The 13,861-nt window shown below is 64.3% G+C and carries 11 protein-coding genes; 5 read left to right on the top strand and 6 right to left on the bottom strand.

Annotated elements, in window-relative coordinates; translation table 11 throughout:
- The first annotated feature begins 87 nt into the window (after positions 1-87).
- The 3 genes from pdxY (at position 88) to P3T20_RS18555 (ending at position 3,250) form a co-directional block, all read left to right on the top strand.
- On the top strand, positions 88-951 hold the full coding sequence (gene pdxY / locus P3T20_RS18565; protein ID WP_074265050.1) for a pyridoxal kinase PdxY: 864 nt from the start codon (positions 88-90) through the stop codon (positions 949-951).
- Positions 952-1,091: 140 nt separating this feature from the next.
- Complete coding sequence (locus P3T20_RS18560; protein ID WP_074265051.1) at positions 1,092-1,553, top strand: hypothetical protein; 462 nt, start codon at positions 1,092-1,094, stop codon at positions 1,551-1,553.
- A 542-nt stretch (positions 1,554-2,095) separates the two neighbouring features.
- Positions 2,096-3,250: a branched-chain amino acid ABC transporter substrate-binding protein gene (locus tag P3T20_RS18555; RefSeq protein WP_074266111.1), complete on the top strand. Its 1,155-nt coding sequence runs from the start codon at positions 2,096-2,098 to the stop codon at positions 3,248-3,250.
- A gap of 57 nt (positions 3,251-3,307) precedes the next feature.
- Here P3T20_RS18555 and P3T20_RS18550 read toward each other — a convergent pair whose 3' ends face one another.
- The 3 genes from P3T20_RS18550 to P3T20_RS18540 all read right to left on the bottom strand — a co-directional run bounded on the left by P3T20_RS18550 (position 3,308) and on the right by P3T20_RS18540 (position 8,098).
- Positions 3,308-5,272: a DUF3857 domain-containing transglutaminase family protein gene (locus P3T20_RS18550; RefSeq protein WP_254368850.1), complete on the bottom strand. Its 1,965-nt coding sequence runs from the start codon at positions 5,270-5,272 to the stop codon at positions 3,308-3,310.
- A 150-nt stretch (positions 5,273-5,422) separates the two neighbouring features.
- Positions 5,423-6,805, bottom strand: coding sequence for a DHA2 family efflux MFS transporter permease subunit (locus tag P3T20_RS18545; RefSeq protein ID WP_074265052.1), 1,383 nt, complete (start codon positions 6,803-6,805; stop codon positions 5,423-5,425).
- A 60-nt stretch (positions 6,806-6,865) separates the two neighbouring features.
- Positions 6,866-8,098, bottom strand: a complete 1,233-nt coding sequence (locus P3T20_RS18540; RefSeq protein WP_302050858.1) for an aminotransferase class I/II-fold pyridoxal phosphate-dependent enzyme — start codon at positions 8,096-8,098, stop codon at positions 6,866-6,868.
- Between the two features lie 140 nt (positions 8,099-8,238).
- Here P3T20_RS18540 and P3T20_RS18535 point away from each other — a divergent pair, with 140 nt between their 5' ends.
- Together P3T20_RS18535 and P3T20_RS18530 are read left to right on the top strand one after the other, a co-directional pair.
- A complete protein-coding gene (locus P3T20_RS18535) occupies positions 8,239-9,093 on the top strand; it encodes a LysR substrate-binding domain-containing protein (protein ID WP_074265053.1) in 855 nt (284 codons plus the stop codon).
- Between the two features lie 119 nt (positions 9,094-9,212).
- Positions 9,213-10,241: a D-alanine--D-alanine ligase gene (locus P3T20_RS18530; RefSeq protein ID WP_074265054.1), complete on the top strand. Its 1,029-nt coding sequence runs from the start codon at positions 9,213-9,215 to the stop codon at positions 10,239-10,241.
- Positions 10,242-10,276: 35 nt separating this feature from the next.
- Here P3T20_RS18530 and P3T20_RS18525 read toward each other — a convergent pair whose 3' ends face one another.
- The 3 genes from P3T20_RS18525 to P3T20_RS18515 form a co-directional block, all read right to left on the bottom strand.
- The gene (locus tag P3T20_RS18525) at positions 10,277-10,942 is read right to left on the bottom strand and encodes a hypothetical protein (RefSeq protein WP_074265055.1); all 666 of its coding nucleotides are present in this window, start codon (positions 10,940-10,942) and stop codon (positions 10,277-10,279) included.
- Positions 10,943-11,552: 610 nt separating this feature from the next.
- The gene (hutG, locus tag P3T20_RS18520) at positions 11,553-12,365 is read right to left on the bottom strand and encodes an N-formylglutamate deformylase (protein WP_074265056.1); all 813 of its coding nucleotides are present in this window, start codon (positions 12,363-12,365) and stop codon (positions 11,553-11,555) included.
- A 79-nt stretch (positions 12,366-12,444) separates the two neighbouring features.
- Complete coding sequence (locus P3T20_RS18515) at positions 12,445-13,851, bottom strand: formimidoylglutamate deiminase (protein WP_074265057.1); 1,407 nt, start codon at positions 13,849-13,851, stop codon at positions 12,445-12,447.
- Positions 13,852-13,861 lie beyond the last annotated feature (10 nt).

Raw genomic sequence — 13,861 nt, 5'->3', positions numbered from 1 at the left:
GCAACACCACGGGGACGGATCATGCCGGCCCTGCGAAAACTCATGTATTGTTGATTGATCGGCGCACGGTGCGCCACTCGACACATCATGAAAAACGTCCTGAGCATCCAGTCGCATGTCGTTTTTGGGCACGCCGGCAACAGCGCGGCGGTATTTCCCATGCGCCGCCTCGGCGTGAATGTCTGGCCGCTCAACACCGTGCAGTTCTCGAATCACACGCAATACGGTCACTGGACCGGCAGCGCGATCGACGGCTCGCAGATGCAGGATCTGCTCGACGGCATCGGCGCGATTGGCGTGCTACCGCGCTGCGACGCGGTGCTATCCGGCTTTCTCGGCGCCCCCGATCAGGCCCAGGCGGTGATCGAAATCGTCAAGGCCGTGAAGGCGGCCAATCCGCGCGCCTGGTATTTCTGCGATCCGGTGATGGGCAACACGACCGGCTGCAAGGTCGAGCCTGGGATTCAGGAATTCCTCGTGCGCTCCATGCCCGAGGTGGCTGACGCCATGGCGCCGAACCACAGCGAATTGCAGCGTCTCGTGGGGCGGGAGATCGAGACCATGGAAGAGGCGGTCGAGGCGTGCCGCGAGATCATCCAGCGCGGCCCGAAGCTCGTGCTGGTCAAGCACCTGCTCGACCGCAACAGCCCCGCCGACCGTTTCAACATGCTGGTGGTCACGCCCACTGAAGCATGGATGGGGCAGCGGCCGCTCTACCCGTTTGCCCGTCAGCCTGTCGGCGTGGGCGACCTGACGAGCGCGGTGTTCGTCGCCCGCACGCTGCTCGGCGACCCGCTGCGGGTGGCCTTCGAACATACGCTCGCCGCCGTGAATGCGGTCGTCAAGGCCACCTGGCAGGCAGGCCGCTACGAACTGGAACTGGTCGCCGCGCAAAATGAAATCGCGCAACCACACGAGTGGTTCGATGCCTGGACGGTCGAAACGGTGTAACCCGCGCAACGAACCCGCCGTGCCTCAAGGTTTCGCGCAACGACTGCTGACCCGGCATTGTCAGCCGCTCGTCCTATAATGCGTGCCGCGTGGTGCACGCAACTCTTTTCAAGCACCCGCTACAGGCAAGCGAGGCACAGATGGACGGTCATATCCGCAGCGAGCGGGAAGAATATTTCGAGGAATTGTGCATTAGCGTCGACGCCGACGAAGCGCACGAACAGGAAGCAATCGAGTACTTCGAGAAGCAGTTCGACGAGGCCGATTTCGATCCGACGCAGTGGCTCGATATCGCGCTCTACTATTCGCCGGCGGTGGCACGCGGCATCATCGATCTGGTCGCGCCCGACGACAAGGCGCGCAGCAACATCGCCGAAGTGATCGCCGACAACCTCGATATCTCGTACGGCGAAGACGAGTGCCAGCAGTTTGCGGAGACGATCCAGTTCGCGCTCAACAACGGCGTGCCGATCGACCTCGATCTGATCCTCGACGGCTGCCAGCGCGCCATCGACGATCTCGAAACCTGGGCCGACGACGACACCAAAGAACCGTTGATGCGCCTGCGCGAAGAAGTGCTGCGCCTGCAGGGCGAACAGTAACAACAAGCCCCTTCCCACCGGGCCGGCGCAGCCGCGCCGCCCGCCTCACGTGTGCCGGCATCCGCACGCATCAAACGCTTAAGACCTGCCCGCCGCCCGCCCCGTCCGGGGCCTGTGCTGAAATGCTCATTCCAGGCGCTGCGAACTGCCAAGACGACTGCAAATTGGCTTTCTATATTCGCGCCAAGCTGATGGAGACATGATGCACGTCCGGCCGCGGGCGTTCGGGGTCGGTCGCGCGTAGTCACGCCGCCTTCCGGGACGCTCACCAGGGCTTGCCCGCAATGCCGGTGTCACCGTGTTTTCCATCATTGTTTCTGGCGTAGGATCATCCCTACCCTGAAATACTTCGGACCCCTTGAAGGAGACCACGCCGCACGCATCGAACCACGCGAGTTTCATCGCACCGTTTGACCGCCCGCGTCTGTAAGTTTGCTGCGCGCGGCGCATTGCTTCAGCGTGACAGCCGTACCCGGCCGTATCTGGCCGGCTGCACCTTGCCCGATTTTCATACCGTGAACCTGTCGATGGAAGGAGAGACCATGAGTCTTCGCAAAACGCTGAAACCCCTCGTTGTGATGCTGGGCGCGCTCCTCGCAGTCGCGCCGCTGTCCGGCTTCGCGGACGACCTGCCGGTCAAGATCGGCTTCGCAGCCCCGCTGACGGGCGTGAATGCCGGCTACGGCAAAGACCTCGAAAACGGCGTGCGGCTCGCCATCGAGGAAGCCAACGCCCAGAAGATCAAGATCGGCAACCAGGTCGCCGACTTCCAGCTCGTCTCCGAGGACGATCAGGCCGACCCGCGCGTCGGCGTGCAGGCGGCGCAGAAGCTGGTGGACGCAGGCGTGTCGGTGGTGGTGGGCCACTTCAACTCCGGAACGACGATTCCCGCCTCGCAGCTTTATGAAACGGCCGGTATTCCGGTCATCGACCCGGCGGCCACCAACCCGATCATCACCGGCCGCGGCTTCGCCAACGCGTTCATGGTGATCTCCACGGATGCGCAGAACGCGGGCAACGCGGGCGTCTACGCAGTCGAGGTGACCAAGGCCAAGCGCATCGCGATCCTCGACGACCGCACGGCGTTCGGCCAGGGTGAGGCGGATGAGTTCGAGAAGGCGGTGAAAGCACACGGCGGCAATATCGTTGCGCACGAATACACCAACAACCAGGCGGTCGACTTCAGCACGCAGCTCACCGCGATCAAGGCTACCAATGCGGACCTGATCTTCTTCGGCGGTCTGGATACGCAGGCGGCAGGCGTCGCGAAACGCATGAAGCAGCTCGGCCTTACCGCGCAACTGGTTGGCGGTGGCGGCGTGATGGATGAGGATTTCATCAAGCTCGCAGGCGACGCGGCCGAAGGCGCGATGGCGTGGGAATATGGCCGGCCGCTCTCGCAGTTGCCAGGCGGCAAGGACTTCTCGGCCAAGTTCAAGAAGCGCTTTGGCGTGGACATCCTGTCGTATGCGCCGTTCGGCTACGACGCGGCATGGGCGGCAATCAAGGCCATGCAGCAGGCCAAATCGAGCTCGCCGGCGGTGTATCGGCCGGTGCTCAAGGCGATCAGCTTCGACGGCGTGACCGGTCCGATTGCGTTCGAGGCCAATGGCTCGCTGAAGAACGCCGGCTCGACGCTGTATCAGGTCAAGAACGGCGCATGGGTGCCGATCGTCACCAAGGGCGGCGGCAATTGAGCTGAGAAGCGGTTGAGGGGTTGAGCGGCCAGGCGCTCGCGCCACCGGCGCCGCACGCTACGAAGGACGCGTGTTTGACACGTTGTTCGGCGCAGGCGTGCGGCTGTACCGATTGGCGTTTGCGCCATCGATACGGCCGGGCTGCGCGAAACGATAATCCGCTGGCGTTGCACGCACAACCACTTGCGACGACGCATCGCGCTCGATCCTGACGAGCGAGGCCTGCGCTTCGTTGAAGGCATCGGCCGAGCACACCTGATGCACGAACTTCGTATGCAGGTGGCGGGTGATCTGCAGCACCCGCGTGCCTGGATCGAAGACGTAGTGCGACGTGTAATCGAAGTAACTGTCCTGCACGTTGGCATCCACCGGCAGATCGGTTACGCGAACCGTCGCGGGCAACGTGATCTGCGCGGTCTCGTCGAAGTCGCCCCCAACACAGACCCACGGCTGCGTGCGTTGCGGCTCGGCGAGCCACGACTGCACCTGGCTGGCAATGCCGCCCGAAAGACTCGACAGCGCAGGCAGCGCGGTCGTGCCATCAGTCCAGGTGAAGTGCTCGAGCGTGCCTTGCATGGTGGTCGTGAACGGTCCCTCGGTCGTCGCGACGTCGCTCGTGCTGAGCTTTGCCGTACCGTGCAGGTTTGTCTGCAACAGCCGGCCCGCGGCAATCTGCTGCGCCCGCTGATGGGTGGCACGCCGGAACATGTTGCGTTCGAGCTCGGCCGTCGCGCCCGAGTCTTCCACGCGGTACGCGTACGACGCCGCCCCACTCTCGTCCACATCGATCTGCAAGCGCACGGCACGGCCCCGCGGCTGCACGGGTGGCGTGCGCGACATCACGCCATCGTCGACCAGCAGGACCGGCCGGTCCATCACGACCAGCGGCAGATAGCCGAAGGCGATGCCGCCGGCGGTGGTATCGGCATAGAGACCGAGTTGTGGAATCCAGACGATCGCATGATTGATCGCGCTGTCTCCATAGCCGGGCACGTCCGGCAACGTGTAGTACGGACCGAGGTTGAGCAGCACTGCTTCGCTGCGAATGCCGACCGCCGCCAGCAATGCGCTGTACAGCGCGACGTGATCCTTGCAGTCGCCATAGCGATTGCGCAGGATATCGATCGCCTTGTGCGGCACCGCCGCGGTCTCGCCGAGAAAGAGCGCCACGTAGCGCACGTTCATGCGCACCCAGTCGTACAGGATGCGCGCCTTTTCACGTGGATCGGCGCTTGCCGCCGTCAGCGATTGCGCGAGCTGGACAATCGCCGGATCGCTCATGGTGGCGTCGACGGCCGGCGCCCTGTAGCGCGCCGCGAAGGTGGCATAGTCGGGCACCGTCGATACCATCAGCCGGTCGCCCCACGTTTCGTAACCGACCGCGCCGGATTCGATGGGGGCATACGGCCCATGTTTGTAGTCGAACTCGTAGCGCGTGCGGCCGTTCTGCGTCACCGGAGGCACTTCCACGTAACCGCGCGTGTCCGCGTATAGCGGCACGTCGGCGGGCAGGTCGAAGATGAGGCGCTGCTGCTCGACCGGATCGCGCGTCGGTTCGACGAGGTAGGCGAACGTGCCGGCTTGCAGCGCCTTGCTGCGTGTCTTGCGAAACGCCAGGTGCACGCGCGAGCCCGGCTCCACGCCAGGAAAAATCACGGTACGCAATACACCGTCCTCGAAGGTCGGCGCGCCGGCGGAGCGCGGCTCCTGCACGTCGCGGATGCCATCCGGTCCGACCTTGCGTACGGTGCCGTCTGGGTCGATGGTCTCGGCGGCGAGCAGTTGCACCTGCTCGATATCCTTGTTGAACCAGACATAGCGTTGCGCGATGTCGTCGACGCCGCTCGTTGTATTGGCGCGCATGATCGTGTCGTCGCGCTCTTCGACCGAGCCGTCTTTCTGGATCACAAAGTAATGGACGTCGCTCTCGACGGTGAAGGGCGCGAGGTCGTCGCTCGCCGCGGGACCGTCGGCCCACGCTGCGGACGCGCTGAGTGCGGTGCCTGTCAGCAGGCATGCCATGGCGGCGCACCTGCGCCGTGTAGGGCGCTTCATGCTTTACACGCCCTCACTGATACAAGCGACAGTTGCAGCGTTACGGCAATTTTCCCCAAGATGGCACCTCGTCCCGATCGGTAGTGTGTTTGTAGCACATCGGAGGTTCACCTGGCGCTACCGTAGCTCCGCCCCTTCGTCGTGGGAGAGCCTGGTAAAGAAGAACAACGAACTCAACGTCAACGCGCCGATCACCACGAACGCGGGCGAAAAGTCGCGCGCCATCAGATGCGCGGCACTGCCGCCGTGCAGATGCGCCGTCAACGCCAGCAGCGAGGCCGCAAACGCCACCCCGATACTGATCGAAAGTTGTTGCGCCATGCTCGAGAGAGCCGTTGCCCGGCTCATCATCGGCTTGGGCATATCCGAGTAGCCGAGCGTGTTGAGCGTCACCATGCCGAGCGAGTTGAACAAGCCGCCGAACAGCAGTACGACAAAGATCAGCAGATGCGGCGTGCTCGGCCGGAACAGTCCATAGCATGCATAGAAGCATCCAGTGAGCGAAGTCGCGCCGATCAGCAGCGTGCGAAAGCCGATCCGCCGGATAGCCTGCTGCATCACCGCGCGCACGCTGAGCGAACCGACCGCCGTCGCCACGCTAAGCGAGCCGGACTGCAGCGGCGACAAGCCGAAGCCGAGCTGCAACATCAACGGCATCAGAAACGGCGAGGCGCCGATCGCGACACGCAACGGCATACCACCGACCACCGCGGTCCGGTACGCCTTGTAACGCAGCAGGTTGGGATCGATGATCGCGTCATCGTGGCGGCGGCTATAGGCCCAGTACGCAAGGATCGACAGCGCACCGAGCCCTGCGAGCGCAAAGGTGACTTCCTGCGGCACCAGCCCACGGCCGGCCGTATCGAGACCGCCGACCAGGCCGACCAGCCCGCTCGAAAGCAGAATGAAACCGGCGAGATCGAAGCGTTGAAAAACCGGTTCGTGGGTATCGTCGATGAAGCTCATCGCCATCAGCACGCCCAGCACACCGAACGGGATGTTGAGCAGAAAGATCCAGCGCCATGAGGTAATCGTGACCACCAGGCCGCCGAGCAGCGGTCCTGCGAGCCGCCCGATGGCGCCGGGCACGGTGAACCACACCATGGCCGCGACCATCCGCGCGGGCGGGATGCTGCGTAACAGGATCAGCCGCCCGACCGGCACCATCATCGCCCCGCCCATGCCCTGCAGGACGCGGAACAGAACCAGTTGCGGCATCGATTGCGCCAGCCCGCATAAGGCCGAGCCGAGCGAGAACAGCGCGATGGCGGAGCAGAACACGCGGCGCGCGCCGAAGCGGTCCGCGAGCCAGCCGCTCGCCGGTAGAAACACCGCAAGGCTTAGCAGATAGGAGGTGATCGCCAGGTTCAGATGCAGCGTTTGAACCTGCAGCGAGCGGGCGATCGACGGCAACGCCGTCGCCATGATCGACGTGTCGAGGTTTTGCAGGAACAGCGGACAGGCGACGATAAGGGGAATCAGTCGGGAGCGATCAGTCATGCGCTCCCTTTTACAACAAAAGCGTGACGGCCGCAAAAAGCGTGGGCCGAACGCCCGCCGTCAGCGCTCTTCCAGCGCCCGCCGCAGCGACAGCGCAATCCCCACCGCCGCGAGCCGTACTGCATCGAGTGACGGGAAGGTGGGCGCGATCCGCAGATGCCGGTCGTCCGGATCCCGTCCATACGGATAAGCGGCGCCCGCCGGCGTCAGCACGAGGCCGGCCTCCGCGGCAAGCGCCACGGTGCGCTTCGCGAACCCAGGCGGCGTGTAGAGGCTGATGAAGTAGCCGCCCGCCGGCGCATTCCACCTCACATTCTCCAGGCCACCGAGATGCTCGTCGAACGCCGCCGCGATCGCCGCGAATTTCGGCTCCACCAGCGCGCGGTGACGCTCCATCAGCCGCTCGAGACCAGCGCGGTCGCGCAGGAAACGCACGTGGCGCAACTGGTTCAGCTTGTCCGGGCCGATCGTTCGTACCGATACGCGCTGCTGCCACCAGTCCACATTGCGCTTCGATGCGGCCAAAAACGCCATCGCCCCGCCGCCGAACGTCACTTTCGAAAGCGACGCGAATATCAGCGCGCGATCCTCGTGTCCGGCTGCCGCGCAGGCGTCGAGCACATTAAGGGTGGTGTGCTTCCGAGCAGTCAGATGATGGAAGCGGTAAGCGTCGTCCCACAACAAGCGGAAATCCGGCGCGGCAGCCGGCATGGCAGCGAGACGCCGCACCACATTGTCCGAGTAGATCGCGCCGCTCGGGTTGCTATAGAGCGGCACGCACCAGATGGCCTTGATGGATGCGTCGCTCGCCACCTGGGCTTCGACGAAATCCATATCCGGGCCGTCGTCGTTCATCGGCACGTTGATCATGCGGATGCCGAGCGCCTCGCAGATCGCAAAGTGCCGGTCATAACCGGGCACCGGACATAGCACGGCAATATCGCCTTGCTTGCGCCAGGGCTCGCCGCCCGGCACACCGAACAGCATCGCAAACGCCAGCACATCGTGCATCAACTCGAGGCTCGAATTGCCGCCCGCCACCACCTGCGCCGCCGGCACCTCGAGCAACGCCGCGCCCAACTCGCGGGCTTCCGGCAGGCCGAGCAGGTGCCCGTAGTTGCGGCAGTCGATGCCGTCGCGCGACAGAAAGCCCGTCGTGCCCGCCTCCTCCAGCAAGGCACGCGAGAGCTCGAGCTGCTCGGGCGCGGGCTTGCCGCGCGACATGTCGAGGCGCATGCCCAGTTGCTTGAAGTCATCGTAGGTCATCGGCATCGTGGTGGTCTCCGGTTTCAGTGCAGTGTTGCATAGCTTCAGAAAGGTCGCAGGAGCAAGCGAACCTCGCCCGTCGCCCGTGACCAGCCGCAGTATGCCGGTCACCCTGTGTTCAGACAAACGCGTTATATTGAACCTTTCGATCAGCTTTTCTGATACCTATGAAAGCCCTGGATCTCGACGTGCTCGCGATGGTAGTCGCCATCGCCGATGCCGGCAGCTTCGTGCGCGGCGCCGCGCTCGTGCATCGCTCGCAGTCCGCGCTCAGCATGCAGATTCGCACGCTGGAGAACGCGCTCGGCAAGCCGTTGTTCGTACGTGGAGCGCGCAGCGTCACGCCGACTGCCGACGGTCAGGTGCTGCTCGCCTACGCCCGCCGGATGCTGGCCCTGCGTGACGAAGCGTGGGCGTCGATGGTGCATCCGGAGGTAAAGGGCCGTGTCGCGATCGGCGTGCCGGACGACTACGCGGCATCGTTGCTGCCTGCGGTGCTGCGCAAGTTTTCGGCGAGCTACCCGAAGGTCGAGATTCAGGTGATCGGCCTGCCGAGCCATGCGCTCGCGCCACTCGTCAAGGACAACAAGGTCGACCTCGCCTGCGTGACGCGCCTGAAAAATCTGAACGGCGAGTTCATCCGCTTCGAACCGATGACGTGGGCAGGCGCGTCGACCAGCGGACGCGAGATCTGGAAAGAGCGGCCATTGCCGGTTGCGCTGTTCGGTGCGGGCAGTGTCGCGCGGGCGAACGCGATCCACGCGCTCGAGCGTGCAAAAATCGCCTATCGCACGTCGTATGAGAGCCCGAGTCTGATGGGTCTCTTCAGCATGGTCGAAGCGGGGCTCGCAATCGCGCCGCTTGCGCGCTGCGCGGTGCCTGGCCACTTCGTGCAACTCGGGCGCCCACACGGCCTGCCTGCTCTGCCAGAACTGGAAATCGTGCTGGCACGTAGCGCCCGCTCCAACCGTCCTCCATGTGACTTCCTCGCTGAACAGATTCTGACTGAACTCAGGCTGTGAGCATGCATCGGCGGCCCGTACCTCTGTAAAATGTTGCGCCGTGCGCTTACCGATTATGGCGCAACAGAATCCCCTCTCGCGCATCCCGCAAAACACCCACGAACTGAAGGCCCGTCGCTATGCAAACCAACCCGCTCAAGATTGCCGTGCTGTTCGGCGGCACCAGCGAGGAACGAGAAGTGTCGATTGCCAGCGGCGCACAGATCGTGCGCGCGTTGCGCGAATCGGGACACGAAGTACTGGCCATCGACACATCGCGCGGCCTGCTGACCGGCGAAGACGAAGTGCGTTTTCTCAACTCACGCGTCAACGAAGCACCGCCCGCCTCCGAGGAACTGGCGCTGATGCGCTCCGGGCAAACGAGCGCGCTGCAGGCAGCGACGCTCGCCGGCGTCGACGTGGTGTTCGTCGCCTTGCACGGCGGCAGCGGCGAGGACGGCACCATGCAGGCCATGCTCGATCTCGCGGAGTTGCCGTACACCGGCAGCGGGCATCTGGGCAGCGCGCTCGCAATGGACAAGGACATGGCCAAGCGGCTCTTCGTGAGCGCGGGCATTCCCACCCCTCGCTGGCTGATGGCACCGGTCGACGCCGCCACCGCCGGCGCGGAACTGGGTTACCCGCTCGTCGTGAAGCCGAACAGCCAGGGATCGACCGTCGGTCTGTCGGTCGTGCGCTCCGCGGAACAACTCGAACCGGCCATCGCACTGGCCGCTGCGTACGACAGCGAAGTCATGCTGGAGCAGTTCGTCGCGGGCCGCGAAATCACGGTAGGCATACTCGGCGACGAAGCGTTGACGGTCGGAGAAATCGTCATCGACCCAGATGCGGTGTTCGATTACAAGGCCAAATACCAGCCCGGCGCCGTGCGCGAAATCTTTCCGGCCGACTTGCCGGAAGATATCGCCGAAAACGCTCGCGCCCTGGCGCTGCTCGCGCATCGTACGTTGAAGCTGGACGGCTACAGCCGCTCCGACTTCCGGCTCGATAGCCACGGCGTGCTGTGGTGCCTCGAAGTCAACACGCTGCCCGGCATGACGGCGACCAGCCTGCTGCCCCAATCGGCGCAGGCACGCGGCATCGCGTTCGGCGAACTCTGCGACAGAATCTGCCGGCTGGCGATTGAACGGCATCGCGCGCGCAAGTGAGCGCTTCAGGCGAGCCCGTCAACTACGCGCCCGCCTCACTCGCTTTCACCTAGCCTGACAAGCAGCGCCTGAAGTTTCTCCACATGCCGCATCAGCAGATTGCGATGCTTTTCGATCTGCTCGAGCCGGCCGGTCAGATCGGCGTGGTCGGTGTCCTCCAGTTCGGTGGCGGCGATCACGTCCTCCACCTTGGCGCGCAACGCGGCCAGTTCGACAGGCGGACTCGCCAGATGCCGCTCGAAGCGGCGCACGTCCTGCACCGCCAGATCGCGCACCTTGCGAAACAGCACGTGACGCCGGTGCGCCTCGGCGTCGAACATCTCCTCCTCCGCGCGCCGCGCGGGCGCCGGTTGACCGAAGATCGGCTCGGGCGGACGCAGCACCGTTTTCTTGCGCACCGGATGCGCCGTGCCGCGAAAGCGCGCCAGCGGCATCTCGTTGTCGATCGCCTCGCGGGCGTTCGCGGGAATCTCGCCCGCCTCATGCGGCGTGTTCATCCAGCCGGCGGGCAAGCCCGTCACCGCCTCGACACCGCGCACGAACTCCTCGCTGAATTCGCGTTGGCCGGACAACATCAGTTTCAGATAGCTTGCAGAGAACGTCATCATCCGCGCGAGGCGGGTTGCCGCGCCGACCTCCTGGGTCAGCACCACCAGATTTGCTCGCCAGATCGAAAGCAGGAACTCGTCGGAATCTTCCATTGCTGGGTCTTCCATCTTTTCTCGCCCGATTAGTGTATGACGTGCCGGCGGGCTTCAGCCCGCGCGCGCCGTTTTTGTCAAAGGGTAGTCGCTTCGCCGTGCGGCACGCAACCGGTATGTCCCGTAAGGGTGCGGCGTGGCGTATCTGGCGACCGGAACAGGGGGGCGTGGATACGCCCTCGCGCATACGCCCTTTCTGTTGACATGCCCTGAACGGGTGCGTTCCGCAGACGGGATAGCATCTCGCGCGGGATTGGTCAGACTTATGCGGCACGTATTGTGCTGGTGTAAGGTTTCCGTTCCCCCAACCTGAGAAGGGTAATTCGATGAAGAAGATCATACTTGCCTTGAGCACAGCACTCGTTACTCTCGGCGCCATCGCGCCCGCGCACGCCGACGACCACCATCGCGTGTGCCATAAGGTCCACGTCCATGGACACTGGGAGAGACACTGTCATTGATGCCGGCGGCTAGCCCCGCTACAAGGCAAAACGGTCCCCGCCCGTCGTGACAGACAGGCGGGGACCGTCGCATTCAGCGGTGTTTCAAGCGTTTCCGTATCTGGCACGTACAACCGGAAAGGCAGTTTGTACCGATCGACGCGCCATTCTTACGCGGCGGCGACGCGCTCGAGCGCGGTTTGCACCAGCGTCTTCAGAAGCGGTTCGACCTGCGCGGCGAGCGTTTCGTCATACGCGTACGGCATCTGCTCTTCCATGTACGTAATCTGCGTGAGTTCGAGCTGCACTGCATGAATGCCCTCGGACGGCTGACCGTACTGGCGTGTGATATAGCCACCCTTGAAGCGGCCATTCGCAACTGCCGAGTAGCCGCCGTGGCGTTCGACCACGTCCACCAGCGCTTCAGCCAGTCCCGCCACGGCGCTCGCGCCGTTTGAGGTGCCGAAGTTGAAGTCCGTCAGCCGCCCCGGGAAGAAACGCGGTACGTGCGAGCGGATCGAGTGCGCCTCCCATAGCAGTACCTTGCCGTGTTTTGCCTTCAACGCCGCCAGATGCGCTGACAGCGCCTCGTGGTACGGCTTCCAGTAGAGTTCGCGGCGGCGTGCGACCTCGGCATCGTCGGGCAAATGTCCGTCGAGATACAGGGGCTCCTTGTCGAACGTGTCGACGGGCAGAAGGCCTGTCGTGTCCTGACCCGGATAGAGATTCGCGCCGTCGGGCGGACGGTTCAGGTCGATCACGTAGCGCGCGTTGCTCGGCATCAGAAACGAGGCGCCGAGCTCGCGCGCAAACGCGTACAGGCGGTCGAGATGCCAGTCGCAATCTTCGGTGCGCTGGGCGAGGGGTGTCATCGTCGCGGCAATGTCGGCGGGAATGTTCGTGCCCACGTGGGGAATCGAAATCAGCAGGGGCGCACTTCCCTCGTGCAGCGAAAAAACCGGCGGAGTGTTCGAAGCAGTCATGTCAGTCCAGAATCAGTGGGATCGGGGCGTCATCTGACAGCTTACCCGAGTCGCCCGTTGACGTTGTTTCAAACCGGCATCACTTGAGCAGCTCGGCGAGCGCGACCCTATATTGCGCGTACGCACGTTCTTCATCGCGATGTCTGCGATTCTCGACCACCTTTTCGCCGCCGGTATAGACATCGCGAATCGGCGTCTCGCCATGCTCGCAGAAAACCACGCCCGAGAGCCATGCTTGCGGCGTGTGTTCGGCGATGCCCGGATGATCCGCGTCGAGCACCAGCCAGTCGGCCCGCTGCCCTACTCTCAACGCGCCCACGGCACGACCGGTGGCGTGCGCACCGCCGTCGAGCGCGGCGGCGAACAGGCGGTCGGCGACAAACGGCGCGTCAGTCGAGGCGAGCACATTGCGCTGGCGGCGCGAGAGGCGCTGACCGTACTCCAGCAGCCGCAGTTCGGCACGCCAGTCGACGCCGATATGGCTATCCGATCCGATACCAAAGCGTCCCTGCGCGTCGAGATAGGTGTGCGCCGGAAAGATGCCGTCACCGAGGTTGGCTTCGGTCGTCAGGCACAGCCCCGCCACCGCGCCGCTCCTGGCAAGCGCGAGCGTTTCGTTGGCATCGACGTGGGTCGCATGCACGAGACACCAGCGCGAATCGACATGGAATCGCTCGAGCAACCACTGCACCGGGCGGGCGCCTTCGGTCTCGAGACAGGCATCGACTTCCGCGGTCTGTTCGGCGATATGAATGTGCACCGGTGCACCCGGCAGGTCCGTATCGAGCCCGTCGAGCAGCGTGCGCAGCGATTGTTCCGAGACCGCACGTAACGAATGCGGCGCCACACCGTAGCGCAGGGCCGAGCTTTCGGGGCGTGCGTCACGCAGTTTGCCGAGCAGATCGAGCAGGCTTTCAGGCGTATTGATGAAGCGCTGCTGATCGGCCCGCGGCGCGCGCGCGCCGAAGCCGCCGTACTGGTAGAGCACCGGCAGCATCGTCATGCCGATGCCGCTCGTCTGGGCCGCATCCACGACGCGTTCGGCCAGTTCGGCCGTATTGACGTAACGGCTGCCGTCCGGCGTGTGATGCACGTAGTGAAACTCGCACACCGACGTATAGCCCGCCTTCAGCATCTCGATGTAGAGCCACTGCGCAACAGCGGCGAGTCCTTGCGGCGTGATCTTCGCGGCAAAGCGGTACATCAGGTCGCGCCAGCTCCAGAAGTTGTCCGTGGCGTTCGCACGATATTCGGTCAGACCCGCCATCGCGCGCTGGAAGGCGTGCGAATGCAGGTTCGGCATGCCGGGCAGGATGGGGCCCGCTGCGCGGCTCACGCCCACCGGCGGCGCGGACGTATCCGGGCTCACGTGCGTCAGCGTGCCAGTGGCATCCCACGTCAGCAGCACGTTGCGGCGCCAGCCATCGGGCAGATACGCGTGCTCTGCAAACAATGCGTGGGGCGACGTTCGAGTGGGTTCAGTCATCTTCAGACCT

This window comes from Paraburkholderia sp. GAS206C (genome assembly GCF_050435645.1).
GTDB classification, from domain to species: Bacteria; Pseudomonadota; Gammaproteobacteria; order Burkholderiales; family Burkholderiaceae; genus Paraburkholderia; species Paraburkholderia phenazinium_B.
The sequence above is the reverse complement of the archived record's forward strand: the minus strand, read 5'-3'. Positions and strand labels throughout refer to the sequence as shown.

Coding starts and splice junctions, on each gene's coding strand:
- P3T20_RS18555 (WP_074266111.1), top strand. CDS start 2,096: ATGAGTCTTCGCAAAACGCTGAAACCCCTCGTTGTGATGCTGGGCGCG.
- P3T20_RS18560 (WP_074265051.1), top strand. CDS start 1,092: ATGGACGGTCATATCCGCAGCGAGCGGGAAGAATATTTCGAGGAATTG.
- pdxY (WP_074265050.1), top strand. CDS start 88: ATGAAAAACGTCCTGAGCATCCAGTCGCATGTCGTTTTTGGGCACGCC.
- P3T20_RS18515 (WP_074265057.1), bottom strand. CDS start 13,851: ATGACTGAACCCACTCGAACGTCGCCCCACGCATTGTTTGCAGAGCAC.
- P3T20_RS18550 (WP_254368850.1), bottom strand. CDS start 5,272: ATGGCATGCCTGCTGACAGGCACCGCACTCAGCGCGTCCGCAGCGTGG.
- P3T20_RS18535 (WP_074265053.1), top strand. CDS start 8,239: ATGAAAGCCCTGGATCTCGACGTGCTCGCGATGGTAGTCGCCATCGCC.
- P3T20_RS18545 (WP_074265052.1), bottom strand. CDS start 6,805: ATGACTGATCGCTCCCGACTGATTCCCCTTATCGTCGCCTGTCCGCTG.
- P3T20_RS18525 (WP_074265055.1), bottom strand. CDS start 10,942: ATGGAAGATTCCGACGAGTTCCTGCTTTCGATCTGGCGAGCAAATCTG.
- P3T20_RS18530 (WP_074265054.1), top strand. CDS start 9,213: ATGCAAACCAACCCGCTCAAGATTGCCGTGCTGTTCGGCGGCACCAGC.
- hutG (WP_074265056.1), bottom strand. CDS start 12,365: ATGACTGCTTCGAACACTCCGCCGGTTTTTTCGCTGCACGAGGGAAGT.